Source organism: Ensifer sp. ENS09, from assembly GCF_014852425.1.
Classification (GTDB): domain Bacteria; phylum Pseudomonadota; class Alphaproteobacteria; order Rhizobiales; family Rhizobiaceae; genus Ensifer.
In genome coordinates this window covers 135,958-160,280 of sequence record NZ_JACVBP010000008.1, presented here as the reverse complement: position 1 = coordinate 160,280, position 24,323 = coordinate 135,958, and the positions used below count along the sequence as shown (strand labels likewise).

The window sequence follows — 24,323 nt, the reverse complement described above, 5'->3', positions numbered from 1 at the left end:
CATCCACAATTCAACCGCATTGTCAGGCCATCGCACGAGCGATGGCAACGGGAGGCGATGCGGATGGTTGGAGAGCCCGAAGAGAGGCGGTTTACGAGCCTTGAGGCGCGCATCGACGCTGCGGCCCATGGCGTGCTCGACCGGCTTCCGGCAAGCGGCCCCCTTGGCGGCCTGACCGAATTTCTGGTGTTCGGCATCAAGCAGGCCTTCGCCTGCCTCTTCGGCGGCGCCATGCTGGCCCTGATGCTGGCAACGAAATTCTACTGGCCCGAAGGCAGTGGTCTCGCGCGCTACGACTTCCTGTTCCTGAGCGCCATCGCCATCCAGGTCTCGCTGCTCGTCTTCAAGCTCGAGACGATGGCCGAGGCCAAGGTCATCCTGATCTTTCACGTCGTCGGCACGCTGATGGAAATCTTCAAAACCTCCGTCGGCTCCTGGATCTATCCGGAGCCGAGCTTCTTTCGCATCGGCGGCGTGCCTTTGTTTTCGGGCTTCATGTATGCAGCGGTCGGCTCCTACCTGGCGCGCGTGACCCGCATTCTCGACATGCGCTACAGCAACTACCCGCCACTCCTTGCCACCCTGCTCTTGGCTTTTGCCATCTACGTCAACTTCTTCAGCCACCACTACATCATCGACCTGCGCTACGCGCTCTTCGGGTTGACCGCGATCCTCTTCCTTCGCACCACGGTGCACTATCGCGTTTTTCGCTTTCGCCACCGCATGCCGCTGCTTCTCGGCTTCCTGCTGGTCGCCCTCTTCATCTGGTTCGCCGAAAACATCGGCACATGGTCGCGGGCCTGGATCTATCCCTCGCAGCATGCCGGCTGGACGCTGGTCTCCGTGCAAAAACTCGGCGCCTGGTATCTGTTGATGATCCTGTCCTTCGTACTCGTCACGCTCGTGCATCGTCCACGCGCGGTTGTCGCTTCGGCCGCCGGGGCCGAGAGGAAGGCCGCCGAGATGGGCGATTCAGCCGCCGCCGCAAAGGGTGTCGTCGCGCGATAGCGCAACCCTAGAGATGGGCCGGATCTCCCCGGGAGTTGCAAAACGGCGCGCGCTGGAAAACGATACCGAATCAATCGCTTTCGCAACGAGGGGAAACATGCGGCGTTTCTTTCTTTGCCTGCTGGCGCTCGGCGTGCTCGCTGTCGTTTCAGTCATGATCCTGCCCAGCTTCGTTTCGAGCGACTGGATGCGCGCCGAACTGGGGCGGCAACTCTCGAACGCGACCGGCAGCGCAATCGCGCTCAACGGCCCGGTCAGGCTTTCCGTCGTCCCGCACCTGGCGGTGGTGGCCGAAAACGTTTCGCTCGATGCCGATGGCATGGCCGCAGAGATCGGCGAAGTCGCGGGCTCGGTGACGCTCTCCTCGCTCTGGTCCGACCGCCTGCACGTTAGGGAAGTAAGGCTTGTGCGCCCTGTCGTGGCGCTGCGGCCGAAGGCCGAGGCCGCCGCGGCCGCCCAAGACGGGGGGGAGGCGGGACAGGCGAACACGGGCGAAACACGCGATCCGCTCGCCGCTCTCGTGGCGTTCCTCGAAAAAAGCGCCATCGACAAGATCTCGATCAGCGAGGGAACGCTGCGGCAGGAGGACGCCGGCGGTTCGGTCGATGTCGTCAAGGATCTCGACCTCACGCTCGCCGTTCCGGATATCGATGGCGAATTGTCGCTCTCGGCCGGCGCCGGCGTCGAGGGCCGGCGCTACGAGGTGACGCTTGCCGTCTCGCCGTTGCGTCCGTTGCTCGAGCACAAGCCCGCCGAACTCAGCCTCTCGCTGCAGGCCGAGCCTCAGCTCGCGGCCGGGCTCACCGAACTGACCGCCAGCGGCCAGGTGGCGCTGAATGCCAATGGCGGTTACCAGATCCGCGGCGGCAAGCTTACGATCGGCGACGAAGCGCTCGGGCTCGACGCGCTGTTCGTGCCGGGCAGCCGCCCGCGGTTCCTCGCCGACCTCAATGCCGAGCGGCTGGATCTGAGCGCGTTCCTCGGGGGCGGCGAGACCGCCGCATCCTCCTCGCAGCCCGAGGAACCGGCAGGCCGGACGGACAAGGCCAAGGCGGCAGCGGGCCTGCAGGCGCTGGCCGGCTTTGACGCCGATATCAGCGTCAATGTCGGCGCCCTTGCCGTCGGCGACATTGACGCATCCGACGTCACGCTGACGGCGACGCTCAAGGACGGACAACTGACCGGGCGGCTCGAGCATCTCGGCATCGACGCCGGTAGTGTTGCCGCCGATCTCGCCGCCGACGTCAGCGCCGCCGAGCCGATTTTCCAGGGCCGCGTCGTCAGCAACGGGCTCGACGTTTCCAAACTCGCGGCTCTGGCCGGCCAAGCGGTGCCGCTGACGGGGACCGTGACGATGGACACGGCCTTCGCGTTTCGCGGACTGAGCGCAAGCTCCGTGCGCAAGACGATCAACGTGACCGGTGGCGCAAGCCTGCGCGACGCGACCATCGTCATTCCCGGCATCGCCGATCCGGCGATGGCCGAGGTGAAGGCAAAGAAGCTCGCCCTCAAGATCGAGGGCCTTGCCAAGCCGATGCGCCTTGCGGGCAGCCTCGTGTGGCGCGGCAATCCGGCCGAGATCGACCTCACGCTGCCGGTCCGCGACCTGCTGATGGATGCCAACGCCCGCGCGGGTGACATCCCGCTGAAGCTCGATGTGCGCACGAAAGAAGCGACGCTTGCGCTGGACGGCAAGGCGGCGCTTGCGGGCAGCTACGCCGGCAAGGTCAACTTCGCGGCCGCAGACCTGCAGACGCTCCTTGCCTGGATCGGGCAGGCAGACGCGGGCGGCATCGGGCAATTCGCCTTCAATGGCGACGTACAGGCAAGCGCTGCCGGCGTCGCGTTCCAGAAGGCCACGCTCTCGGTCAACGGGGTCGAGGGAAGCGGCAACGGCGCGGTCGAACTTGGAACCCCGCTCAAAATTTCAAGCGCGCTCCATTTCAAGGAACTGGATCTCGCGCGGCTCGCCGGCGCACCGTCGGCAGCGCCGCAGGCGAAGGCCAAGGGCAAAGGGGGCGGAGGCCCTGCCCCGGATGCGCCGCTGGATCTGTCCGCACTTCGCTCGATCGATGCCTCCATCAAGGTCGATGCCGAGAAGCTCGGTTACGGCCGCGTCGTCGCCGGGCCGGTCGCAACTTCCCTGAGGATCTCCGAGGGCATTGCGAACCTCGACATTCCCGAAAGCCCCTTCTATGGCGGCCAGGTGGCCGCAAGCCTCACCGCAGACGGCTCCGGCACGGAGCCGTCGATCGCGGTGAAGGCCTCGATTTCGGGCGCTTCGGCCGCGCCGCTGCTCACCGACCTTGCGAACTTCAAGCACCTTGAAGGCGCGCTGCAGACGACGTTCGACATTGCAGGCGCCGGCGGCACGACGGGCGCGCTCAAGCGAGCGCTCAAGGGCACGGCGCAAGTGCGTTTCTCCGACGGCGCCATTCGCGGGATCGACGTTGCCGACGTCTACAACAATCTCGTCGGCCTGATGTCGTCCGGCTTCAAGCAGAACGACAACAAGGCGACTGGCTTTACCGAGCTCGGGGCGTCCTTTGCGATCGAGAACGGCGTTGCGCGCACCGACGACATCAAGCTCGTCGGCCCGCTGGTGCGGATGAGCGGCAAGGGCGAGGCAAACCTGCCGGAGGACCAGTTGAACTTCCGGCTTGATCCACGCGTCGTCGCATCCTTGCAGGGCCAGGGCGCCGATATCGCGACGGAAGGCATCGGCGTGCCCGTCATCATCGAAGGCTCGTTTGCCGCTCCGCACATCTATCCCGACCTATCGGGCCTTCTGAAGAATCCCGATGCCGCGCTTTCGACCTTGAAGAAGCTCGGATTGCCGACCGGCAAGCTGGGGCTCGACGAACTCCTGTCCGGCGAAGGCAAGGGAGGGAAGCTCCGCGACATCCTCAGCGGCGCGATCGGCAAGCAGCAGAAAGATGAAGGCCGAGAACTCTCCATCGAGCAGATCATCGGCGGTGGCAGCGCCGAGCCCGAGGCGGCACCGCCTGTCGAAGGGCAAATTCCGCCCGACACGGCTGCGGAACAGCCATCGCCGGAAACGCCGCAGCCCGAGCAGCAACCCGCCGCAGAAGCCGAGCAGCCGGCACAGGACAAGAGCACCTTGGGAAAGCTGTTCAAGCTTCTTCAGTGAGCAAGCGGCTTCGGTGATGGAGCCCGAAGCCTGAAACATGCTCGTAAGACCGCACGTGCCGGCTTCCAACTGCGGCCGGCGGTGCTAAAGCTGTCTGCGATTGCTGCAAGGACAGAAAGATCATGAGACACGACCCGTTGTTCGAGCGTCTGTGGGACGGCACGGCTCAGATGGAAGAATGGACCGCCGCGGTCTCGCATGGTGCCATCACGCACGTCGCCGACGATATCATCACCGTCCATACGACCTATTTCTGCGGCAGCGTGACGGCCATCCGCACGCGCGAAGGTCTGGTCCTGATCGATACCGCGAAGCCGGAAACGGCAAAGCAGACCCTCGACGTCATACGCTCGTGGGACGACAGCCCCATACACACCGTCGTCTTCACCCATGGCCATATCGACCATACCAGCGGGATCACGGATATCGACCGGGAAGCGGATGCGCGCGGGCTGGCGCGGCCGCGGATCGTCGCCCACCGCAACGTGAAGCGGCGAATGGAGCGCTACGAAGTTTCGCATGGCTACAACAGCATCGCGCAGAGCCAGCAGTTCAACAATCCGGGCTACATCTACCCGATCGGCCAGCGGCGACCGGACGTGGTCTATGACGACACCCTGTCGCTCTCCATAGGCGGCGAGCGGATCGAACTCTTTCACGGCAGGGGCGAGACCGACGACGCAACATTCGTCTGGCTGCCGGAACGGCGCGTCCTTGCGAGCGGCGATTTCGTCATCTGGGTGTTTCCGAACGCCGGCAATCCGCGCAAGGTGCAGCGCTATGCTGCCGATTGGGCGACGGCACTCCGGCGGATGGAGGCGCTCGCCCCGTCGGTCCTCATTCCCGGTCACGGTCCGGTCGTCTTTGGCGACGAGCGCGCGGCCGAGATGCTGCGCGACGGGGCAGAGGCGCTCGAGCATCTTGTGCGCGAAACGCTCGCGCTCCTCAACAGGGGCGCAACACTCGACGAAGTCCTGCATGCGGTGAAGGTGCCGGATGCATATCTGGCCAAACCCTATCTGGCAGCCAAATACGACGACCCGGAATTCCTCGTGCGCGGCATTTATCACTTCTATGCCGGCTGGTTCGATGGCGATGCGGCCCACCTCAAGCCGCCGCGGACCGCCGACCTCGCATCGGAACTGGCCGCTCTTGCCGGCGGCGCCGTAAAGCTTGCAGAACGAGCCGTGCGCCTATCGGAGGAAGGGAGTTTCCGCCTTGCGGTGCAGCTCATAGAATTCGCCAGTGCAGCCGCACCCGACGACCGTGCCATTCAGGCAACCCGCGCGGCGGTCCTGCGACAGAGCATTGAGAACGAGAAGTCACTGATGGGCAAGGCCTTCCTCGCGGTCTACGAACGCGAGGCCGCGCAGCGGTCCAAAGGCTAACGCATGCCGCGCAACGATTTGCGACAACGCTGTAAAAACAAGAGCTTAATTCCTGTCGCGTGAAGCCTCTTCACCAGGCACGCGCTCGAACGAGTTTACTTAGAAGCCAAAGGACTGCTGTGCGGGCTTTGGCTGTTGCTCTTCCAGGTGGACGCCTTCCAGTTCGAGCATGCGCGTCTTGGTGGTCGATCCGCCGGGCGCCGAAAACCCGCCGATCTTGCCGCCGGCGGCCAGCACCCGATGACAGGGGATGATCAGCGATACCGGATTCTTCGCCATGGCCTGGCCAACATCGCGCGCTGCTTCCGGCCCGACGCCCAGTTCCTTGGCGAGCGCGCCATAGGTCGTGGTCTGGCCCCAGCGCAACGCCCGCGCGGCCGCATAGATGCGCAGGAAAAATTTATCCTGGCCTTGCAGATCAACCGCGAAGCCGGAGAAATCAACCTCCCTGCCTTCAAAGTAGCGCTGCACGGCTTCCACCGCCGCCTCTATTTCAGGTGTCGGCTCCGATGCCCCGCCAGAAGGCAGCCGCCGTAGCAACAGCCGTTCGGTCGCATCTCGCGTGCTGGTCGGCAATTGAAAGCGCGTGATGCCGACATCGTTCCAGGCGATGCCGCAGAACCCGGCTGCGGTCTCAAAGATGAAATATCGATGCATCGCCTGGCCCATCGACCTTGCCTCCACTTGTGCGCCTCCCTCAAAAATCGTGCAGGACGCCGCCGAATTCAACCCGTTTCCTGCCTATGCGACCGCCGTTTTGGCACAGATTGCCCGAAGCTCCGCACGCCGCCCCTCGCCGTCATTTGCGAAAGCTTTACGCTTGTCGGGCATGGTTTCGCGCGAACATCAGGAGACGATGGTGGACATCCTGCATACCCCGACGATCATGCTCAGTTCGTTCGCGACACTGGTGATCTTCGCCGCTTTCTTCGGACTTGCCTGGCGACAGGAGCGCAAAAGCCTCGAATTGCTTCTGTGGTCCTCGGCCTTCGCCATCGGCGCGCTCGGCTTTGTCCTGTTGACGCTGCGCGGCGACGGCTACAACTTCATCACCATCTCGCTCGGCAACGCGCTCGCGGTGCTGGGGCTGGCGATGATCTGGCTCGGCCTGCGCGCCTTTGACAATCAGCCGCTCAAGATCGCCTCCGCGCTCATCGGGCCGCTCCTGTGGATCGTCGTCACCTACTCCTCAGACTATGTTCGCGAGAGCGTCACCAGCCGGATCGTGCTCTATTCCATGCTGATCTTCGCCTATTCGGCACTGATCGCGCACGAGATCTTCCGGTCGGAGAATTTCCGCAAGCTCCCCAGCTCCTACATCGTCGCTTTCGTCTTCGCCACCCATGGCCTGCTCTACCTCGCCCGCATTCCGCTGATCCTGATCTGGCCGCTCGCCGGCAACACGGCGGCGGGAACGGCGCAGCCGCTCTGGTACCAGTTGCTGACCTTCGAGCTGTTTCTTCACAGCCTCGCCGGTGGTTTCGCCTTCTTCGCCATGGTCAAGGAGCGAACCCAGCAACGCTACAAGCTCGCCTCGGAGACCGATGCGCTGACGGGTGTGCCGAACCGCCGCTCGTTCCTTGCGCAGCTGGAGAGCCATCTCGCCACGCAACCGGCCAGGGGAGCGCTGCTCTATCTCGACATCGATCACTTCAAGGCGATCAACGATCGCTTCGGCCATACGGTGGGCGACCAGGTGCTCGTGGAATTTGCCGGGATCCTCTCGAAGGCCGTGCCGCGCAGCGCCGTGATCGCGCGCATCGGCGGGGAAGAATTCGCCGCCTGCCTGCCGCAGGCGGATCGCGCCGACGCGATCGCCATTGCCGACAGCATTCGCACCTCGCTCGAGGCGCGCCGGATGAGCACGGCCAAGGGCGTGCGGTCGGCAACGGTCAGCATCGGCATTGCCTTTGCCGACCGGCACGAGGATGTGCACGCGATCATTTCCGCCGCCGACGCCGCGCTTTACGCCGCCAAGGCCGCCGGCCGAAACAGCGTTTGGTCGGATGATCCGTCGGGCGTGCCGCAGTTTGCAGCGGGCTCGATCGCACCCGCCGAAACGGCGGCGACGCTTCTATCATTAAGCCCTGCCAGAAGCAGTGCTGCGACACGGCGGCCCACCGGCTCCTGAACCTTCCGCATCCCGAAAACGAACGATCGGCCGAGCACCCCGTTATCGCGACCCGCCGCCTATCCGTTGACGCGCTTTACCAGCGCGAGCGAGGCAGCCGAGACAAGCAAGGCGCCGCCGCAGCCTCTTTCCATCCAGCGCCGCATCGACAAGGCGGCAAACTGCGTCGTCTTGAAGCCGACAAGGGCGTAGCCGAACATGACGGCAAACTCGACGACGGTGAACACGGCCGTAAGCGCCAGGAACTGCGGCAATTGCGGCGCGCCCGGGTTGATGAACTGCGGCAGCAGCGCAGAGAAGAACAGGTAGGCCTTCGGGTTGGTGATGGCCACGATCATGCTGTGGCGGCAGATCGCAAGCGCGGATTCCGTGCGAACGAGATCGGCGTTTTCCGAGTTCTGTCCTTCGGCTTTTTCGGTTCTGCCGGGCCGAAGCATCTTGTAGCCGAGCCAGGCGAGATAGCCGGCGCCTACATATTTGACGACCGAGAACCAGAACTCCGAGGCGGCGAGGATGGCGCCGAGGCCGGCTGCCACGGCGGCGATCAGGAAGAAGTCGGAAAGGAGCACGCCGATCATCCCGGCAACCGCCTTTTTCATGCCGAAACGAGAGCCATTGGCCATCGCCAGGATCACGTCCGGGCCGGGCGTGACCACCGCGATGAAGGTGACGGCCGCAAAGGCAGCCATGGTGCTGATGTCCATGAACGAGCTCCTCCCGTGAGCGGCCTATCTTTGGCCGTTCAGATCGAACGTGTAAAGCACCGCCCGCTCAACCACGCATCGGTTCTCACCTGGCGAATTGCGCGTTGCGTGAAGGAACACGCCCGTCGAAGGACAGTTGAACCGCCTTTCCGGATCCGGCATCGACGGCATGAATGTGCAGATGCGGCTCCGTGCTGTTGCCGGAGTTGCCGACGGCGCCGATCGGGTCGCCGGCGAAAACCCGCGCCCCGACCGTCGCGGTCACGCTCCCCTCGCGCAGATGCGCCAGTTCCACCCGCATGCTGTCGCAGGCGACGATCACGTGGTTTCCGGCCGGGTTGTCCCGGTCCGCCTCGGGCGGCGGCAGGTCGGGAAGCCCGTCGACGACCGCAACGACCTCTCCCTCGCAAGGACTGACGACGGTCTTGCCGAAGATGGCGTAGTCGGCGGGATCCCTGGGCAGCAGTCCGAACGCCCGGAAGCCGGCGTCGCCGATCGCCGTGATGTCGAGAGCGTGGTGTTGCGCCGGGTGATCGCTGTGATGATTGAGCACGCCGATGCCGCCGCCCTGCGCGACGACGAAGCGACCGCCGGTCAGCGGAAAGGTCAGCGCGCGCGGATTGTGCCGTGCACCAATGCCCCAGGTGACATAGGCGAGTGCTGCACCGAAGACGACGAGAGAGGCTACGGTCGGCACCAGGCTGCGCGCCAAGGCGCCACGATCGAGCGACAGCCAGGGCCGGCGCCAATGTTGGGGCAACGAAACCAGAGCCGCTGCGACCGCGAGCGCGGCAAGCGCCGCCCGGCTCCAGAAGCCGGCGATATCCCAACGGTTGAGAAGCCCGATCAGGGCGAGCAGGACGACGGTTTCTGCAAGCGCCAGCAGCCAGCCAAGCCGGGTCGGCTCGTTCAGCCACCACAGTCGCCAGATGAAGGCAAGCGGCAACAGGATGCTGAGAGCAAGCAGAAAGCCGATGACAACGACCATGACCCCTCCTGTTGCACACGCCGGCGCTGTTTACACAGGGAAAAAATAGGGATATTTTTTGTCCTTAATAGATGCGAACGGCATCTGCCGGACGAAAAATGATCGTTAGAGCGTATGATCCTTAAGAGCCAAGTCGAATGGGCGTTGCACTGTTGCGCCATTCTCGCCGGCCTGCCCGAGGGCCGCTACCTATCGACCAAGGCGCTGGCCGAATTCCACGGACTTCCGAAGGAGTATCTGTCAAAGGCGCTGCAAAGCCTGTCACAGGCAGGCCTCGTCCACACGACCCTCGGCCCTTCGGGAGGCTACCGGCTGGCGAAAGCGCCAGCGGAACTGACCTTCCTCGAAATCGTCGAGGCGGTCGAAGGCAGGACGCGCACCTTCGTCTGCACCAACATCCGGGCCAACAATCCCTGCCGGGCGCCCGGTTCCTGCGACGAGACGCCCTGCGCGGTGGCGCGCATCATGTGGGAGGCGGACGAAGCCTGGCGCGACAAGCTGCGAAGCGTGCGCCTGTCCGATCTGATCGAGATCCTCTCGAAGGAACTCCCCGCCGATCTCTGGAAGCGAAGTTTCGCCTGGGTGCTAGAGCGCGCCGGATGAGCGGCGCCCTGCCGTGGTTTCAGCCGGCGAGATGTAGAGATACGCCGGCAGCGCGAGCGACAGGCCATCTTGCCGGCAATGCTCATGGACGCGTGCGATCACCTCGTTTCGCGCGGGCGTCCTTTCCGCCGGGCTTCTGACGCGAAACTGCAACTCGATCTCGATCGCCACGGCGTCGATCGCCTTGAGGGCCACGGCCGGCGGCGGATCGTGCACGATCCGGGTGCATGCCTGCAAGGCGATCCGCAAGACCTCTTCGGCCCGGCCGGGCGAGTGATACGCAGCAATGCGGATCAGCAACGAGATCTGATGGGTTTCGTCAGGGCGGCTGAAGTTGGTGAGCCCGACCTTGGCGAGCGCGCTGTTAGGCAGGACGACGACATTGTGGGCGCTGGTGAGCAGAAAGGTGGAGCGCCAGTTGTTTTCGATGACCCGTCCCTCGGTTCCGTCGCCGAGCGCCAGCCAATCGCCGATGGCGAACGGCCGCCCCAGCGTCAAGGCAATCCCGGAAAAGACGTCGCCGAGCGTGTTCTGAAGCGCAAGCCCGAAGATGATGGCGACGACGCCTGACGTGGCGACGAGCGTGCCGATCGGCGCTTTGAAGACGAACCCCAGGATCGACAGCGCCACGCCGAGATAGACGGCAGCGACGATGAGATCCTGCAGAAGGCGGGCTTCCTGTGGCCGCCGGTCAAGAACGATGTAGAGGCGAACGAAGCCGACGAGCGACCAGGCGAGGTGTGTCCACCAAAGTACCCGCGCCGAGGTCGCGAGGAACGCCGCTTCGCCTTGCAGATGCTGGTCGTCGCCGCGATGCGGCCTCATCCCGGCAAGGAGGAGAACCGCGGTCATGATGGAGAAGAACAGGATCTGGACGATCAGCCGCGCCATCGGACGGCGGCGACCCTGCAGGAGCCAGACGAGGATGCCGGCAGCCCCGAGAAGGTTGATCAGGATGAGCGGCAAGGGCAGGTGCTCGGCGAACATGGCAGGCTCCAACAATTGGGCCGAAAGAAGGGCCGGCTGCGCGATTGGCACCCAGCCTTGGCATCACGTTATTTCGTCATCGGAAAGGTCAGTTCCTTTTCGGTGGTGTCGACGACGAACACCGCCAGCAGCTTGGCCGGCGCGGTCTTGCTGCCGTTGGCGCTGACGCCGTGACGGTCGCCCGGCATTTCGGAGAAGCTCTCACCGGCCTTGTATTCCTTCACCGGGCCGTCATTGACCTGGCTGAGGATCGAGCCTTCGAGCACGGTCGCATAGATGAACGCCGTGCTCGCATGGGTATGCGCCTCGGACGAGCCGCCAGGCCCGTATTCCACCAGGACACCCTTGATGCTCTTGCCGGGAACGTTCGGCAATTCATGCTCATAGACGAGCGTCACCTTGGCAGCATCACCGGCGACGGCGGTGCCGAACAGGGTTGCGGTAACGGCAACAGCGGCGAGGAGAGACTTGATCACGTCGAAAAATCCTTTCAGATGAGGGAGACGCGCGGCGCGCACCTCCGGCTCGGTTACTTGCGGGGCGTCGTTGCGAACCACTCTTCGAAGGTGATGCGGCCGAGGCGAGGATTGTCGTCGGAGACAAGCGAGCCGTCCTCAAGCAGAGCGCCGAAATAACGCGCCTCCCGGTCGGGCTCGACCTTGCGATTGTCGCCCATCGCCTTGAGATAGCGGGCGACGAGATCGCTGAGGCGCGAGCGTTCGGGACCGGCAATCTCGATCGTGCCATTGACGGGAGCGGCGAGCGCCACGTCGGTCATGGCATCGGCAACGTCGTTAGACGCGATCGGCTGCACATAGGCCGGCGACAGGCGCACGACGTCGCCGACTGTTCCCGATTGCGCGATCCCGCTCAGGAGCTCCATGAACTGGGTCGAGTGCACGATCGTGAAGGGCACGCCACCGGCCTTGATCAGCTTTTCCTGGGCAAGCTTGCCGCGGAAGTAGCCGCTCTCCTGCAGCCGCTCGGTACCGACCACGGAAAGCGCGATATGGTGTTTGACACCGGCAGCTTGTTCGGCGGCAAGCAGGTTGCGGCCGGACGTCTCGAAGAATTCGAGCACCGCCTTGTCCTCGAACGAAGGGGAGTTGGCGAGGTCGACGACGACATCGCAGCCGCTGAGCGCTTCGGCGAGCCCCTCGCCCGTGATCGTATTGACGCCGGTGTTCGGCGAGGCGGCGATCACCTCGTGTCCACGCTTGCGCAGGCGTTCGACCGTCTTTGAACCGATGAGGCCGGTTCCGCCGATGATGACGATTTTCATGGGATCCTCCATCGGCGGCGCCCATCGCGCCGCCTTGCATGACGGTTGCCGAGGCGCGCTCAGTTGAGCCCGGCTTTGTCGAGCCCATAGAGCTTGTCGGCCGAGCCGGGCACGGACTTGAAGGCGACGCTGACGCGGTTCCAGGCGTTGATGGCCATGATGGAGAAGGTCAGATCGGAGATTTCCTTCTCCGAGAGCTGGCCGCGCACGCGCTCGTAGAGTTCGTCCGGAACGCCGCCCTCGGGCAATTTCGTCAGCACCTCGGTCCAGGCAAGTGCTGCGCGTTCGCGCGGCGCAAACAGATTCGATTCCCGCCAGATTGCCACGTGGTAGAGGCGCAATTCGCTCTCGCCGTGGATCTTCGCCTCCTTCACATGCATGTCGACGCAGAACGCGCAGCCATTGATCTGCGAAGCCCGCAGATTGACGAGATCGCGGATTGTCTGCTCGATGACGCTGTCCTTCAGGCTGAGGCTGAAGTCGGAGATTTTCTTGAAAAACTCGGGTGACTGCTGGGCGTAGTTGAGGCGCTGGGTCATGGCTTTGCTCCTAATTAAGGACATCTGTTATCCTTATGGATATAAGATATCCTTAATCGATGGACAGTAAAGCGCGCCGGGGGTAAACTCGGCGCATAAGGCTTATGTCGAAACGTTTGGGGGAAGCCGGATGGACATCGTTTCTGCGCTCAGAGCCTTCCTGCGGGTGGCAGAGACCGGGTCGTTCTCCGCCGCCGCCAACGACCTCGGCCTGACCCAGCCGGCCGTATCACGCCAGGTCTCGGCACTCGAGGAGCACCTGAGCACGCGCCTTCTGCATCGGACGACAAATGCGCTGGCGCTGACCGCCGAGGGCGAGCATATGATCCCGATGGCGATTAAAGTGGTCGAAGCGGTCGACGCTCTAACCGAAGCCTCCTGCGGCGAGACCGGCCTCGTAGCGGGCCGCGTGCGGCTTACCGTGCCCGCGCCGCTCGGCCTCTATCTCAGCGACCGCCTGGCCGCCCTGCTCGCCCGTCATCCGGGCCTGTCGGTCGAGCTGCTGTTTCGCGAGGAACCCTCGGATCTGGTCGGAGAGGGCATCGATCTGGAAGTGCGCTTGGGCCCGGTGTCGGAGAGCGGCCTGATCTGTCGGCGGATCGGCTGGACGACCGCGTTTCTGGTGGCGACACCCGACTATCTGGACCGGCGCCCCGCGCCCACGTTACCCGACGACGTCGGGACGCATGAATGCATTTGCTACAGCCGCGCCGGCGACGGCCGCCAGTGGACGTTTTCCGACGGCTCCGACGACGTTTTCGTGCGCATCGCGCCCCGCCTCGTCGCCAACAATGCCTTGGCCGTGCATCGCGCGGTGCTCGCCGGCAACGGCCTTGCGATCCTCTCCCATATCCTGGCCTGCCCCGACATCGACGCAGGCCGCCTGGTCAACGTCATGCCGGCATTCCCACCGGCGCGCCTGCCGATCAGCCTCGTCTACCCTTCGCGCAGAAACGTGCCGCTGCGCGTGCGCACCGTCCTCGATTTCCTGGTGGAGGTGGTCCGGGAAGACCCGCTAATGGCGTCCGCCTCCTGACCGCCGCTTGGGTCAGCGCTGGCCGGCCGAGGCACGAAGGGGCAGCCCGCCATAGGCCTTGATCTCCTTCAGCACGAAGGTCGTCTGCATCTCCTTGATGCACGGCAGGCGCCGCACGACCTTCATTGCGAAGTCAGAATAGGAATCGAGGTCGGCAGAGACGACCTGGAGCAGAAAGTCAGCATCGCCGGCGATGCTGTAGCAGGCAACGACGCTGTCGAGCTTCATCACCTCGTCGGCGAAGGCGTCCGCTTCCGCCTCCGTGTGGCTGTCGATCTTCACGCGGATGAAGGCAAGCACCCCAAGGCCGATTTCCCGCCGATTGAGAACGGCCATGTAGCCCTGGATGACGCCGTCGTCCTCCAGTTGCCGCACGCGCCGCCAGCAGGGCGAGGTCGACATGCCCACTTCCTCCGAAAGCGCCTGGTTGCTCAGGCGCCCGTCACTTTGCAGCGCGTTCAGGATCTTTACATCGGCGGGCGTTAGGGTCGCGGGCATCTTCTATCTCAATTCGAGGTATTATCGGTAAAATCTACCTCATATTTTCTATTTTGCGCAACGTCAGAAAGAAATTTCCTCGCCACACGGTCTATTCTCCCGTCCACCAGCCGCCTTGAGATAGAGAGAGGAACAGACCACGTGCTTCAGGACACCCGCCTCGCCATCATCGTCAATCCCGAACTGGCACCCGGCCATCTCGCCAACACGATCGCGGCGATCTCCATCGGCATCGGCTCGGCGATGCCCGGTCTCGGTAACCAGAAGCTGACGGACAGCAGGCAGAACACCATCGATATCAGCTCCAACCGGCCGGTGCCGATCCTCCAGGCCGATGGCGCGACGATCCGTGCGCTGCTCCTGAAGGCGCTGCAGAAAGACAACGACCGTGTCGTCGTGCCGTTTCCCGCCTTCGCGCGCTCGCTGCACAGCTACGCGGACTACGAGACGCAATTTCCGGAACGCGACCTTTCGCAGGAGATGATCGACGGAATCGGCCTTGCCGGCGACGGAAAGTGGGTCAGATCGCTGACGGGATCGCTGAAATTGCTGCGATAGGGCAAAAGCCTCGCAACGGCGCGGTGGGTCGGGGGCCCGCCCCTGCCCGGCATGTACATTTTTTTCACCTGAACCATACCAATGCGCGGATTGGTGGCGACACATTCGCAACACCGATAGCCATTCGCTCGGAAAGGCAGCGCTTTCCGACTTGCCGGCCTCTTCGCGCCTTGACGGGGCCCGGTCTGCGCGACAAGCTCTGAAAACAATTTTCAGAATATCAGAATTCCTTCACATACCGCATCGGCTCGACGGCTCCCGCCGTTGCCGAGGGTGCATCGCGCGACACGCTATCCGGGGAACAAAACGCATGACCAATCAACGGCTCATCATGCTGATCTTCTTCCTGCAACCGATCGCCTTCGGCGCCTGGTTGCCGCGCATTCCCGACGTGCAGCAAAGGCTCGGACTCGGCCCGGCGGAACTGGCGATCGCGCTGCTCGGCATGCCCGTCGGCATTCTGCTGACGCTGCCCTTTGCCGGTCGTTTCGTCGCCTGGATCGGCGGACGTGCAACCATCCTCTACGGCTTCGTCGTCTTTCTGGCGCTCGTCTGGCTGCCGACATGGGCTCCGAACATCGAGGTGCTCTTCGTGGCGCTCGCCATCGTCGGCGCGGCGCTGACGACGCTTGAACTCGGCCTCAACGTCGAGGCCGACGCGATCGAAAAGCACTCCGGGAAGCTGATCATGAGCACCTGCCACGGCTTCTGGAGCCTCGGCATCATGACCGGCAGCCTGGTTGGCGTCGGCTTCGCGGCGCTGCATGTGGCGCCGGAATGGGCGGTGCCGCTGACGGCTGCCGGTATGCTTCCGATCAGCGTCTATTTCGCCCGGAAGCTGCCGCTCCTGAAGACCGGCGAGGCCGCGGCTGCCGAGGCGGCACCATCCAGGCGCAAGCTGCCGGGCTGGGCATTGCTCGGGGTTTGCTTCTTCGTCTTCGGCATCACCATGACCGAGGGCGCCGTCGCCGACTGGTCGGCAGTCTTCCTGCGCGACATCTTCGGGCTTTCCAGCGCCAGCGCCGGTTTCGGCTACTCGATCTTCGCGTTCATGGTGGCGGCCGGGCGCTTTGCCGGCGACCGGCTGAAGGCGAGCTACGGCCCGGTTGCGGTGGCGCGCGCCTGCGGCATCGCCAGCATTACCGGGCTCATTCTGGTGGTGGTAAGCCCCGCTGCCTGGGCAGCGCTTCTCGGCTTTGCCGCCATGGGCTTCGGCGTATCGGTCGGCTTTCCGTTCGCCGTCACCGCCGCCGCCGACCAGAAGGACCGGCCGGCGGCCGCAAGCGTCGCCATTCTGTCCTTCATTGCGCTGCTCGGCTTCCTGCTCGGGCCGCCACTGATCGGCCTGATCGCCGAATACAGCGACATGCGTTTCGGCCTTGGCGTGCTCGTGCCCTTCCTCGCCGTCAGCTTGCTCTTGACCGGCCGGCTCAAGCCCGCCGCCCGTGTGGGCGTGCAGGACGCCCAGCAAGCCGCCAGCCGCGCGTAACGGCTACGGCAAGACGAGAACGCAAAAAGCCCCGGCCATGCCAGGCCGGGGCTTTCGTCATTCCTCGTCTGGCGTGTCCTACTTGCGTGCCGCCATGGTGTTGTAGCTGGTGATGAGGTTGCGGTAGTCCGGGATGTGGTTCGAAAACAGCGTGCCGAGGCCTTCGATGTCGTTGCGCCAGTCGCGGTGCAGTTCACAGGCAACGCCAAACCAGGTCATCAGCTGAACGCCGGCGGCGGTCATGCGCGACCAGGCGGAATCGCGGGTCACCTCGTTGAAGGTGCCGGAAGCATCCGTGACCACGAAGACCTCGAAGCCTTCCTCGATCGCCGAAAGCGCCGGGAAGGCCACGCAGACCTCGGTCACCACGCCGGCGATCAGCAACTGCTTCTTGCCGGTGGCCTTCACGGCCTTGACGAAGTCCTCGTTGTCCCAGGCGTTGATCTGGCCCGGGCGGGGAATGAAGGGCGCATCGGGAAACTGTTCCTTCAACTCCGGCACCAGCGGGCCGTTCGGGCCGTCCTCGAAGCTGGTGGTCAGAACCGTCGGCAGCTTGAAGTACTTGGCGAGATCACCGAGCGCCAGCACGTTGTTCTTGAACTTGTCCGGGTCGAAGTCGCGCACCAGCGACAACAGGCCGGTCTGATGGTCGACGAGCAGGACGGCAACATCATCCTTGTTGAGGCGTACGTAGGGCTTGGTCATCGGAAGTCCTTTCCTTCGGTTGGTTTTCATCACCGCCAGCGACCTTCGTTGCCGCTTGAACCGCTGTGATTGAACTTAGGCTACTGCAGCACCATCACCGCAAAAAGATTGTGAATTTCGACGCAGCGTCCTATTGATAGAACGATGCAGGACCTGAACGACCTCTATTATTTCGTCCAAGTCGTGGAGCACGGCGGCTTTGCAGCTGCGGCGCGGGCCATCGGCACGCAGAAATCGCGGCTGAGCCGGCGCATTGCTGTCCTGGAAGACCGGATCGGCGTTCGGCTGATCCAGCGTTCGCCGCGCCGGTTCTTCGTTACCGATGTCGGCCGCGAATATTACCAGCGCTGCGTTGCGGTGTTAATCGAGGCGGAAGCGGCCGATGCCTTCATCGCGCAGCATCAGGGAGAGCCGCAGGGCATCATCCGGGTTAGCTGCCCGACCGCGTTGATCTCGTTCCAGTTCGGCCGGCTCTTTGCCCGGTTCATGACCGCTCATCCCCGGATCGGCCTGCATCTGGAAAGCACCAACCGGCGTGTGGACGTGATCGCCGAAGGCTTCGACGTTTCGATCCGTGTCCGGTTCCCGCCTCTGGAAAGGAGCGAACTGGTGATGCGCAAGCTTGACGACAGTTCGCAATATCTCGTCGCCAGGCCCGGATTTCTGAAGGCGCCGATTGGCGAGCCCGCACAACTGACGGGATTGCCGAGCCTTGCCTGGACCTCGGCCACGCACACCTATGAATGGCGGCTGGAAAGCGCCGATGGAGATCGCGCCGTCGTCCGCCACGAGCCCCGCTTCCTGACCGACGACATGGCTGCATTGCGCGAAGCGGCACTCGACGGCGCGGGTATCGTGCAACTGCCGACGATGATGATCTGGAAGGACCTGGCAGCTGGTACGCTGGTGCCCGTCCTGCCGCAGTGGCGCCCCGCGTCCGGCGTCGTGCACGCCGTCTTCCCTTCGCGGCGGGGGCTGCTGCCCTCCGTCCGCACCTTCATCGACTTTCTTGCCCAGGAATGCGCCGCCGATCGCCTGACGATCGACGAGAGCCTGGCATGGCCGGCAACGCCACCCCATATCACTGCCTAGCGCATCCGGCGGTCAAGCGGGCTCACGTCAAAGTGCCGTCCTCGGCGGGCCTCCCGCGGACCCATGCGCCGGCCGCATGGGTGCCATTCCTTGCATATCCGGCCGCAACGCACGATCTTGATGGAGAAGCCGCGTTCGACGCCGGCTCCCCTCCTGGACCCACCCCAGTCGTAGACTTTTCCCCCGGCTTCGGCCGGCGCGGCCATTTCGGCTTGAACAATAGGGAAGGTAATCATGCAGACAACTGCCAAGACTCCCGACGCCAAGACACTGGATTCCATGACGCTGGATGAACGCTCGAACATGATGGCGCTGGTAGCAGAAGCGCTCGAGGCAACGGCCGAGAAGGCCTACGAGATCGGCGACGACCGGTTCGCGGAGAACTCGATCAGCCTCGCCAACATCATCATCGGCTGTGCGGACGACCTGGTCGTCGGCGACTTGCCAGCCGCCGAACTGCTTTTGCAACAGGGCATCGCACTTCTCAGCCTGTTTCCGGGCGAGCCCCGGGAATTCACCCTGCACTAGCCCGTGCGACCACGGCCGACGGCCAGTCGGCCGTGGTCAGGCGTCCCCGAGCGCGAGATCGACCGCGGCAAGCGCGTGGATCTCAGTCGTGTCGAACACCGGGACCGGGCTATCGGCCTGCGAAATCAACAGCATGATCTCGGTGCAGCCCATGATGATCGCTTCGGCGCCAGCATCCACGAGCCGTGCGATGATGGCGCGGTAGGCGTCACGTGAACTGTCCTTGACGATACCGGCCACGAGTTCGCGATAGATGATCTCGTGCACCTTCGCGCGGTCTTCCGCCTCCGGCACCAGCACATCGAGACCGAATTTTTCCGCCAAGCGACCCTTGTAGAAGTCCTGCTCCATGGTGAAGGCCGTTCCGAGCAGGCCGACTTTGCGAAGGCCTGCCGCCTTGATCTTCTCTGCCGTCGGGTCGGCGATATGCAAGAGCGGAATGGAGACGGCGGCCGAAACGTCCGCTGCCATCTTGTGCATGGTGTTGGTGCAGATCATCAGGAAATCGGCGCCGCCGGCCTCAAGACGCCGCGCCGCGGCGATCATCTCTCCCGTCAAAGCCGGCCAGTCGCCGTGATGCTGCAGGCGTTCGATCTCGCCGAAGTCCATCGACCACATCAGCGATTTCGCCGAGTGCACGCCGCCAAGGCGCTCGCGAACTGTCTCGTTGATGATGCGGTAATACTCCGCCGAGCTCTCCCAGCTCATGCCGCCGATCAGGCCGATGACCTTCATTTTCTTCTCCCTTTTCAATCCGGACTCCGGGCTAACAAATCCCGCGCCGTCGCGATAGCGCCCACCCGTTTATGCACTTCCAGGACAAGGGGTCCTGCTTGCCGCTGCCGGCGGTTGTGACACGACGACGACAGCCGGTTGACATTTGCAGCTTTGTGCCGTTTTATATTCCAAAATAAAGAACGACATAGCATAACTATGGAATATGAGGAGGAGCAAATATGAAATCGACTAAACTCGCATTGCTTATTGGAACCGCATTGGTGGCATCGGCAACCCTCGCCTTTGCACAGGAAAGGGGCGGCGTGATCACCGTCGCAACCGTCGGCGAACCGCCGACCCTTGACCCGATGGCATCGACGGCCGACCTCGTCGGCATCGTCTCGCAACACATTTTCGAAACGCTCTACACCTTCGACAAGGACTGGAAGCCGACGCCGCTGCTCGCCGCCAGCCTGCCGGAGATCAGCGCCGACGGCAAAATCTACACGATCAAGCTGCGTTCGGGCGTCAAGTTCCACGACGGCACCGATCTCGACTCGAAGGACGTCGTCGCCTCGCTCGAGCGTTGGACCAAGGTCGCCTCGCGCGGCAAGCAGACGGCAACGACGATTTCCGGCATCGAAGCGGTCGACCCGCTGACGGTAAAGATCTCGCTGGCCACCCCTTACGCACCGCTCGTCTCGCTGCTCGCCTTCAACAACTCCGCGGCAATCGTGCTTCCGTCCGAAAAGCAGGCCGAGCCGATGACCGATTTCGTCGGCACCGGCCCCTACCAGCTGAAGGAGCGCAAGGCGGACCAGTATATCCAGCTGACCCGCTACGACGCCTACAAAACGCCGGAAGGCGAGGCCAACGGCTATGGCGGCGCCCGCCACCAATATGCCGACGAAATCCGTTTCGTGCCGGTTCCGGATCCGAACACCCGCGTCGAGGCCGCCGTTTCCGGCCAGTACGACTATGTCGATAGTCTGCCGGTCGAATCCTTCGAACGCGTCAAGGGTTCGAGCGCTTCCGAACCCGTCATGCTGCAGCCGTTCGGCTGGCCGGTCTTCGTCTTGAACTCCGGCAACGGCATGACCAAGAACCTCGACCTGCGCAAGGCGATCCGCGCTTCGCTCAGCATGGAAGACATGATGGCCGCCGCCTTCGGCACCACCGACTTCTATGCGCTCGACGCCGCTCTCTACCCGTCGCAGTTTACCTGGCGGACCGATGCTGGCACCGAGGGCGCCTACAACATCGCCGATGCGGAAAAGGCCGGCGAACTCCTGAAGGCCGCCGGCTACAAGGGCGAGCCGCTGCGCATCCTGACCAGCCGCCAGTACGAGTTCCACTACAAGATGGCGCAGGTCGCCGCCGAGTACCTGAAACTCGCCGGTTTCACCGTCGATCTGCAGGTGGTCGACTGGGCAACGCTGACCCAGCGCCGCGCCGACCCGACGCTCTGGGACATCTACATCACCCACAGCCCCTTCCTGCCGGAACCGGCGCTGATCGGCATGATGTCGACGAAGGCGCCCGGCAACTGGGATACGCCGGCGCGTGCCAAGGCGGTCGATGCCTTCAACGCCGAATCCGACCCGGTCAAGCGCGTCGCCCTTTGGGCCGACGTGCAGAAGGTGATCTTCGAAGAAGTGCCGTTCATCAAGATCGGCGACTTCAACGCGCTCTCGGCCAAGTCAAAGACGCTTGAGGGCGTCTCACCGGCCCCGTGGCCGTACTTCTGGAACGCTTCGATCAAGAAGTAAGCTCCCCCCTCCCAAGGGACTTCGGCGGATGTTCGGGCAAAAGCCCGGCGTCCGCCTGAAGGGGCGCGTCGCTCCGCCTCCACCTTTCGGCGGGGCGCACAGGAAAGGTTCGAGGCCACCATGTTACGCTACATCTTCCAACGGCTGATGGGCATGATCGTCGTCATGGCGATCGTCGTCACGATCGTCTTCGTCATCGTCCGCGTGACGCCTGGGGACCCGGCCGCCGTCATGCTCGGTCCGGAAGCGACCCAGGAGGACATTTCGGCGCTGCGCACGCGGCTTGGCCTCGACCAGTCGCTCGGCCTGCAATATGTCTACTATATCGGACAGCTGCTGCAGGGCGATCTCGGCCAGTCGATCTTCCTCAACCAGCCGGTCACGTCGGCACTTGCCGAACGGGCCGAACCCACCTTCTTCCTCACCTTGTTCTCTATCCTGATCGCCTGCGCCATCGCGCTGCCGATCGGCATCTACGCCGCCTACAGGCGCGGCTCCTTCGTCGACCAGGCGGCAACGACGCTGGCCATGCTGGCGGCGAGCATTCCGAGCTTCTGGCTCGGCCTGATCCTGATCCAGGTGCTGGCCGTGCGTTTCGGCTGGTTCCCGGTCTCAGGCTATGGCGGCCCTGGCTCCTCCTTTGCCGAGCGCATGTACCACCTGGCACTGCCGGCGATCGCGCTCGGCGTGGTCTCCTCGGCACTGATCCTGCGCTTCACCCGCGCCTCGATGCTCGACGTGCTCGGCGACGACTTCATTCGCACCGCCCGGGCCAAGGGCCTTGGCGAACGCAAGGTGGTTATGAAACACGCGCTGAAAAACGCGCTGATCCCGATCCTGACGATCATCGGCCTCACCGCCGCCGTGCTGATTTCCGGCGCCGTCGTCACCGAAACCGTCTTCGGCCTGCCCGGCGTCGGCAATCTCGTCGTCTCCGCCGTGCTTCGCCGCGATTATCCGGTCATCCAGGGCGCGCTGCTCGTGATTGCAGCACTCTACGTGCTGATCAATTTCGCGATCGACATGCTCTATCTCCTCGTTGATCCAAGGGTGCGCTACTGATGGCTATCACCGTATCCGCCCCCTCCGAGAGCGAGGGCCGCAAGTTCATCCGCCGGCTGCTGAAGCGCAAGACCGTTGCCTTCGGCCTGATCGTTCTCACCGTCTTCGTGCTGCTCGCCGCCTTCGCGCCGCTGATTGCGCCTTACGCACCCGGAAAGCTCTCGATCGTCAACCGCCTGCAGCCGCCGAGCCTGCAATGGTTCTTCGGCACGGACGAGTTCGGTCGCGACGTCTTTTCCCGCACCATCTACGCGGGACGCCTGTCGCTGTTTGTCGGCGCCGCCGTCGTCACGCTCGCAACCGTGATCGGCGTGGTGCTCGGCCTTCTTGCCGGCTTCTTCCAGAAGCTCGACACGCCGATCGCCCGCGTCATCGACGCGATGATGGCTTTTCCGGACATCCTGCTGGCAATCGCGCTGGTCGCCGCCCTCGGCCCGTCGCTGACGACCGTCATCATCGCGCTCAGCATCGTCTATGCCCCGCGGCTTGCCCGCGTCGTGCGCGCCTCGACGCTGGTCATCCGCGAGCTTCCCTATGTCGAGGCCGCCCGCGCGCTCGGCATTTCGACACCGCACATCATGACCCGGCACGTGCTGCGCAATCTGCTGTCGCCGGTCCTGGTCCAGGGGACCTTCCTCTTTGCCCATGCAATGCTCGCCGAAGCCGGCCTTTCCTTCCTCGGCGTCGGCGTCAGCCCGGAAATCCCCACATGGGGCACGATGATCGCCTCGGGCCGGCAATATATCGGCCAGGCCGACTGGGTGACGCTCTTTCCCGGCATCGCCATCGTGCTTTCGGTGCTGTCGCTACAGATGGTCGGGGACGGCCTGCGCGACATGCTCGACCCCCGCCTCAGAAAGGATCTGTAAGTCATGGCTAACGATACCAGCAGCAAGGGCCCGGTCCTGCTCCGCCAGGTGAAGCCCGTCGCCTTCGGCATGGCCGCACCGGCAGAAACCATCGACATCCTCGTCGACGGCGAAGGTCGCATCGCCGCACTCGACCGGAACCTTCAGGCCCCGGACGGCGCACGCCGTATCGAAGGCAATGGCGCCTGGATCTCGCCCGGCTGGATCGACCTGCACGCCCATGTCTGGCATGGCGGCACCGATATCTCCGTTCGCCCGCAGCTTTGCGGCATGGAGCGCGGCGTCACCACCATCGTGGACGCGGGCTCGGCGGGTGAAGCCAATTTCCACGGTTTCCGCGAATACATCATCGAGCCGTCGCGCGAACGCATCAAGGCGTTCCTCAATCTCGGCTCGATCGGCCTTGTCGCCTGCAACCGCGTCAGCGAACTCTCCGACATCCGCTCGATCGACATCGACCGTATCATCGCCTGCTACCAGGAAAACCGCGAACACATCGTCGGCCTGAAGGTGCGCGCCAGCCATGTGATCACCGGTTCCTGGGGTGTCACGCCGGTGAAGCTCGGCAAGAAGATCGCCAAGATCCTGAAGATCCCGATGATGGTGCATGTCGGCGAACCGCCGGCGCTTTACGACGAAGTACTCGAAATCCTCGGACCCGGCGACATCGTCACCCATTGCTTCAACGGCAAGGCGGGCTCCAGCATCATCGAGGACGAGGACCTGTTCGAGCTTGCCGAACGCTGCGCCGGCGAAGGCATCCGTCTCGACATCGGCCATGGCGGCGCCTCGTTCTCCTTCCGCGTCGCGGAAGTGGCGATCGCCCGCGGTCTGCTGCCCTTCTCGATCTCGACCGACGTGCACCTGCGCAGCATGAACCAGTCCGTCTGGGACCTCGGCACCACCATGTCGAAGCTGCTCAGCGTCGGCATGCCCTTCGAAAAGGTGGTCGAGGCCGTGACCCAGGCGCCGGCTTCGGTCATCCGCCTGCCAATGGACAATCTGCTTACCGTCGGCGCCCGCGCCGAATTCACCCTCTTCGACCTCGTCGATAGCGAGCTCCGGGTCTTCGATTCCCTCGGCGCCGAAGCCCATCTCAACCGCCTCTTCGAGCCCCGCTACGCGGTGATGGGCACCGAGGTGGTTGCCGCCAACCGTTACCAGCCGCAGCATGTCGAATGCCCCGACCACAGCCACGGCTTCAGCTACCGCTGAGGCA

24 protein-coding genes are annotated in these 24,323 nt (G+C 63.9%); 14 read left to right on the top strand and 10 right to left on the bottom strand.

What is annotated here, in order from left to right; translation table 11 throughout:
• The first annotated feature begins 63 nt into the window (after positions 1–63).
• From IB267_RS31075 to IB267_RS31065, 3 genes are all read left to right on the top strand, one after another.
• Positions 64–1,008 carry a DUF817 domain-containing protein gene (locus IB267_RS31075; protein ID WP_192451243.1) on the top strand — a complete coding sequence of 315 codons (945 nt, stop codon included), beginning with the start codon at positions 64–66 and terminating at the stop codon, positions 1,006–1,008.
• Positions 1,009–1,105: 97 nt separating this feature from the next.
• On the top strand, positions 1,106–4,159 hold the full coding sequence (locus IB267_RS31070; RefSeq protein WP_192451242.1) for an AsmA family protein: 3,054 nt from the start codon (positions 1,106–1,108) through the stop codon (positions 4,157–4,159).
• A gap of 122 nt (positions 4,160–4,281) precedes the next feature.
• Entirely contained in the window at positions 4,282–5,547 is a 1,266-nt protein-coding gene (locus IB267_RS31065) for an alkyl sulfatase dimerization domain-containing protein (RefSeq protein ID WP_192451241.1), read from the top strand.
• A gap of 99 nt (positions 5,548–5,646) precedes the next feature.
• On the opposite strand, the gene IB267_RS31060 is transcribed toward IB267_RS31065, so the two are convergent.
• Entirely contained in the window at positions 5,647–6,216 is a 570-nt protein-coding gene (locus IB267_RS31060; RefSeq protein WP_192451240.1) for a methylated-DNA--[protein]-cysteine S-methyltransferase, read from the bottom strand.
• A 187-nt stretch (positions 6,217–6,403) separates the two neighbouring features.
• On the opposite strand from IB267_RS31060, the gene IB267_RS31055 reads away from it, so the two are divergent.
• Entirely contained in the window at positions 6,404–7,678 is a 1,275-nt protein-coding gene (locus IB267_RS31055) for a GGDEF domain-containing protein (protein ID WP_192451239.1), read from the top strand.
• Between the two features lie 59 nt (positions 7,679–7,737).
• Here the strand turns inward: IB267_RS31055 and IB267_RS31050 are convergent, their stop codons facing one another.
• The gene (locus IB267_RS31050; RefSeq protein WP_192451238.1) at positions 7,738–8,382 is read right to left on the bottom strand and encodes a LysE family translocator; all 645 of its coding nucleotides are present in this window, start codon (positions 8,380–8,382) and stop codon (positions 7,738–7,740) included.
• 85 nt (positions 8,383–8,467) lie between these two features.
• Positions 8,468–9,370, bottom strand: a complete 903-nt coding sequence (locus IB267_RS31045; protein ID WP_192451237.1) for a M23 family metallopeptidase — start codon at positions 9,368–9,370, stop codon at positions 8,468–8,470.
• A gap of 114 nt (positions 9,371–9,484) precedes the next feature.
• On the opposite strand from IB267_RS31045, the gene IB267_RS31040 reads away from it, so the two are divergent.
• Positions 9,485–9,973: an Rrf2 family transcriptional regulator gene (locus IB267_RS31040; RefSeq protein ID WP_192451236.1), complete on the top strand. Its 489-nt coding sequence runs from the start codon at positions 9,485–9,487 to the stop codon at positions 9,971–9,973.
• On the opposite strand, the gene IB267_RS31035 is transcribed toward IB267_RS31040, so the two are convergent.
• The 4 genes from IB267_RS31035 to IB267_RS31020 all read right to left on the bottom strand — a co-directional run bounded on the left by IB267_RS31035 (position 9,956) and on the right by IB267_RS31020 (position 12,781).
• Positions 9,956–10,960 carry a mechanosensitive ion channel family protein gene (locus tag IB267_RS31035; RefSeq protein WP_192451235.1) on the bottom strand — a complete coding sequence of 335 codons (1,005 nt, stop codon included), beginning with the start codon at positions 10,958–10,960 and terminating at the stop codon, positions 9,956–9,958. The two genes, IB267_RS31040 and IB267_RS31035, sit on opposite strands and share 18 nt — an antisense overlap.
• Positions 10,961–11,028: 68 nt before the next feature.
• On the bottom strand, positions 11,029–11,436 hold the full coding sequence (locus IB267_RS31030; RefSeq protein ID WP_192451234.1) for a cupin domain-containing protein: 408 nt from the start codon (positions 11,434–11,436) through the stop codon (positions 11,029–11,031).
• 53 nt (positions 11,437–11,489) lie between these two features.
• Complete coding sequence (locus IB267_RS31025) at positions 11,490–12,242, bottom strand: SDR family oxidoreductase (protein WP_192451233.1); 753 nt, start codon at positions 12,240–12,242, stop codon at positions 11,490–11,492.
• Between the two features lie 59 nt (positions 12,243–12,301).
• Complete coding sequence (locus IB267_RS31020) at positions 12,302–12,781, bottom strand: carboxymuconolactone decarboxylase family protein (protein WP_034787548.1); 480 nt, start codon at positions 12,779–12,781, stop codon at positions 12,302–12,304.
• 130 nt (positions 12,782–12,911) lie between these two features.
• Here IB267_RS31020 and IB267_RS31015 point away from each other — a divergent pair, with 130 nt between their 5' ends.
• Positions 12,912–13,817: a LysR family transcriptional regulator gene (locus IB267_RS31015; protein ID WP_192451232.1), complete on the top strand. Its 906-nt coding sequence runs from the start codon at positions 12,912–12,914 to the stop codon at positions 13,815–13,817.
• Between the two features lie 12 nt (positions 13,818–13,829).
• Here the strand turns inward: IB267_RS31015 and IB267_RS31010 are convergent, their stop codons facing one another.
• Positions 13,830–14,315 (bottom strand): Lrp/AsnC family transcriptional regulator, encoded by a 486-nt coding sequence (locus tag IB267_RS31010; RefSeq protein WP_192451231.1) that lies wholly within the window; start codon positions 14,313–14,315, stop codon positions 13,830–13,832.
• Between the two features lie 141 nt (positions 14,316–14,456).
• Between IB267_RS31010 and IB267_RS31005 the strand changes: the two genes are divergently transcribed.
• Together IB267_RS31005 and IB267_RS31000 are read left to right on the top strand one after the other, a co-directional pair.
• Positions 14,457–14,873, top strand: coding sequence for a DUF2000 domain-containing protein (locus IB267_RS31005; RefSeq protein WP_192451230.1), 417 nt, complete (start codon positions 14,457–14,459; stop codon positions 14,871–14,873).
• Positions 14,874–15,183: 310 nt separating this feature from the next.
• Positions 15,184–16,362, top strand: a complete 1,179-nt coding sequence (locus IB267_RS31000) for an MFS transporter (RefSeq protein WP_192451229.1) — start codon at positions 15,184–15,186, stop codon at positions 16,360–16,362.
• Between the two features lie 78 nt (positions 16,363–16,440).
• Here IB267_RS31000 and ycaC read toward each other — a convergent pair whose 3' ends face one another.
• A complete protein-coding gene (gene ycaC / locus IB267_RS30995) occupies positions 16,441–17,067 on the bottom strand; it encodes an isochorismate family cysteine hydrolase YcaC (RefSeq protein WP_034787558.1) in 627 nt (208 codons plus the stop codon).
• Positions 17,068–17,211: 144 nt separating this feature from the next.
• On the opposite strand from ycaC, the gene IB267_RS30990 reads away from it, so the two are divergent.
• Both IB267_RS30990 and IB267_RS30985 read left to right on the top strand, forming a co-directional pair.
• A complete protein-coding gene (locus IB267_RS30990) occupies positions 17,212–18,159 on the top strand; it encodes a LysR substrate-binding domain-containing protein (RefSeq protein WP_192451228.1) in 948 nt (315 codons plus the stop codon).
• 234 nt (positions 18,160–18,393) lie between these two features.
• The gene (locus IB267_RS30985; RefSeq protein ID WP_192451227.1) at positions 18,394–18,687 is read left to right on the top strand and encodes a hypothetical protein; all 294 of its coding nucleotides are present in this window, start codon (positions 18,394–18,396) and stop codon (positions 18,685–18,687) included.
• 36 nt (positions 18,688–18,723) lie between these two features.
• Here the strand turns inward: IB267_RS30985 and IB267_RS30980 are convergent, their stop codons facing one another.
• Complete coding sequence (locus IB267_RS30980) at positions 18,724–19,422, bottom strand: aspartate/glutamate racemase family protein (protein ID WP_043615363.1); 699 nt, start codon at positions 19,420–19,422, stop codon at positions 18,724–18,726.
• A 221-nt stretch (positions 19,423–19,643) separates the two neighbouring features.
• On the opposite strand from IB267_RS30980, the gene IB267_RS30975 reads away from it, so the two are divergent.
• From IB267_RS30975 to IB267_RS30960, 4 genes are all read left to right on the top strand, one after another.
• Positions 19,644–21,173 carry an ABC transporter substrate-binding protein gene (locus tag IB267_RS30975; RefSeq protein WP_192451226.1) on the top strand — a complete coding sequence of 510 codons (1,530 nt, stop codon included), beginning with the start codon at positions 19,644–19,646 and terminating at the stop codon, positions 21,171–21,173.
• 120 nt (positions 21,174–21,293) lie between these two features.
• Positions 21,294–22,235: an ABC transporter permease gene (locus IB267_RS30970; protein WP_192451225.1), complete on the top strand. Its 942-nt coding sequence runs from the start codon at positions 21,294–21,296 to the stop codon at positions 22,233–22,235.
• Positions 22,235–23,104, top strand: a complete 870-nt coding sequence (locus IB267_RS30965; protein WP_192451224.1) for an ABC transporter permease — start codon at positions 22,235–22,237, stop codon at positions 23,102–23,104. Before IB267_RS30970 ends, IB267_RS30965 begins: the two co-directional genes overlap by 1 nt.
• Positions 23,105–23,107: 3 nt before the next feature.
• Positions 23,108–24,319, top strand: coding sequence for an amidohydrolase/deacetylase family metallohydrolase (locus tag IB267_RS30960; RefSeq protein ID WP_192451223.1), 1,212 nt, complete (start codon positions 23,108–23,110; stop codon positions 24,317–24,319).
• Positions 24,320–24,323 lie beyond the last annotated feature (4 nt).

Excerpts from the sequence above, each read along its gene's own strand:
- IB267_RS31075 (WP_192451243.1), top strand. The coding sequence starts at position 64 with ATGGTTGGAGAGCCCGAAGAGAGGCGGTTTACGAGCCTTGAGGCGCGC.
- IB267_RS31070 (WP_192451242.1), top strand. The coding sequence starts at position 1,106 with ATGCGGCGTTTCTTTCTTTGCCTGCTGGCGCTCGGCGTGCTCGCTGTC.
- IB267_RS31065 (WP_192451241.1), top strand. The coding sequence starts at position 4,282 with ATGAGACACGACCCGTTGTTCGAGCGTCTGTGGGACGGCACGGCTCAG.
- IB267_RS31060 (WP_192451240.1), bottom strand. The coding sequence starts at position 6,216 with ATGGGCCAGGCGATGCATCGATATTTCATCTTTGAGACCGCAGCCGGG.
- IB267_RS31055 (WP_192451239.1), top strand. The coding sequence starts at position 6,404 with ATGGTGGACATCCTGCATACCCCGACGATCATGCTCAGTTCGTTCGCG.
- IB267_RS31050 (WP_192451238.1), bottom strand. The coding sequence starts at position 8,382 with ATGGACATCAGCACCATGGCTGCCTTTGCGGCCGTCACCTTCATCGCG.
- IB267_RS31045 (WP_192451237.1), bottom strand. The coding sequence starts at position 9,370 with ATGGTCGTTGTCATCGGCTTTCTGCTTGCTCTCAGCATCCTGTTGCCG.
- IB267_RS31040 (WP_192451236.1), top strand. The coding sequence starts at position 9,485 with ATGATCCTTAAGAGCCAAGTCGAATGGGCGTTGCACTGTTGCGCCATT.
- IB267_RS31035 (WP_192451235.1), bottom strand. The coding sequence starts at position 10,960 with ATGTTCGCCGAGCACCTGCCCTTGCCGCTCATCCTGATCAACCTTCTC.
- IB267_RS31025 (WP_192451233.1), bottom strand. The coding sequence starts at position 12,242 with ATGAAAATCGTCATCATCGGCGGAACCGGCCTCATCGGTTCAAAGACG.
- IB267_RS31020 (WP_034787548.1), bottom strand. The coding sequence starts at position 12,781 with ATGACCCAGCGCCTCAACTACGCCCAGCAGTCACCCGAGTTTTTCAAG.
- IB267_RS31015 (WP_192451232.1), top strand. The coding sequence starts at position 12,912 with ATGGACATCGTTTCTGCGCTCAGAGCCTTCCTGCGGGTGGCAGAGACC.
- IB267_RS31010 (WP_192451231.1), bottom strand. The coding sequence starts at position 14,315 with ATGCCCGCGACCCTAACGCCCGCCGATGTAAAGATCCTGAACGCGCTG.
- IB267_RS31000 (WP_192451229.1), top strand. The coding sequence starts at position 15,184 with ATGACCAATCAACGGCTCATCATGCTGATCTTCTTCCTGCAACCGATC.
- ycaC (WP_034787558.1), bottom strand. The coding sequence starts at position 17,067 with ATGACCAAGCCCTACGTACGCCTCAACAAGGATGATGTTGCCGTCCTG.
- IB267_RS30990 (WP_192451228.1), top strand. The coding sequence starts at position 17,212 with ATGCAGGACCTGAACGACCTCTATTATTTCGTCCAAGTCGTGGAGCAC.
- IB267_RS30985 (WP_192451227.1), top strand. The coding sequence starts at position 18,394 with ATGCAGACAACTGCCAAGACTCCCGACGCCAAGACACTGGATTCCATG.
- IB267_RS30980 (WP_043615363.1), bottom strand. The coding sequence starts at position 19,422 with ATGAAGGTCATCGGCCTGATCGGCGGCATGAGCTGGGAGAGCTCGGCG.
- IB267_RS30975 (WP_192451226.1), top strand. The coding sequence starts at position 19,644 with ATGAAATCGACTAAACTCGCATTGCTTATTGGAACCGCATTGGTGGCA.
- IB267_RS30970 (WP_192451225.1), top strand. The coding sequence starts at position 21,294 with ATGTTACGCTACATCTTCCAACGGCTGATGGGCATGATCGTCGTCATG.
- IB267_RS30965 (WP_192451224.1), top strand. The coding sequence starts at position 22,235 with ATGGCTATCACCGTATCCGCCCCCTCCGAGAGCGAGGGCCGCAAGTTC.
- IB267_RS30960 (WP_192451223.1), top strand. The coding sequence starts at position 23,108 with ATGGCTAACGATACCAGCAGCAAGGGCCCGGTCCTGCTCCGCCAGGTG.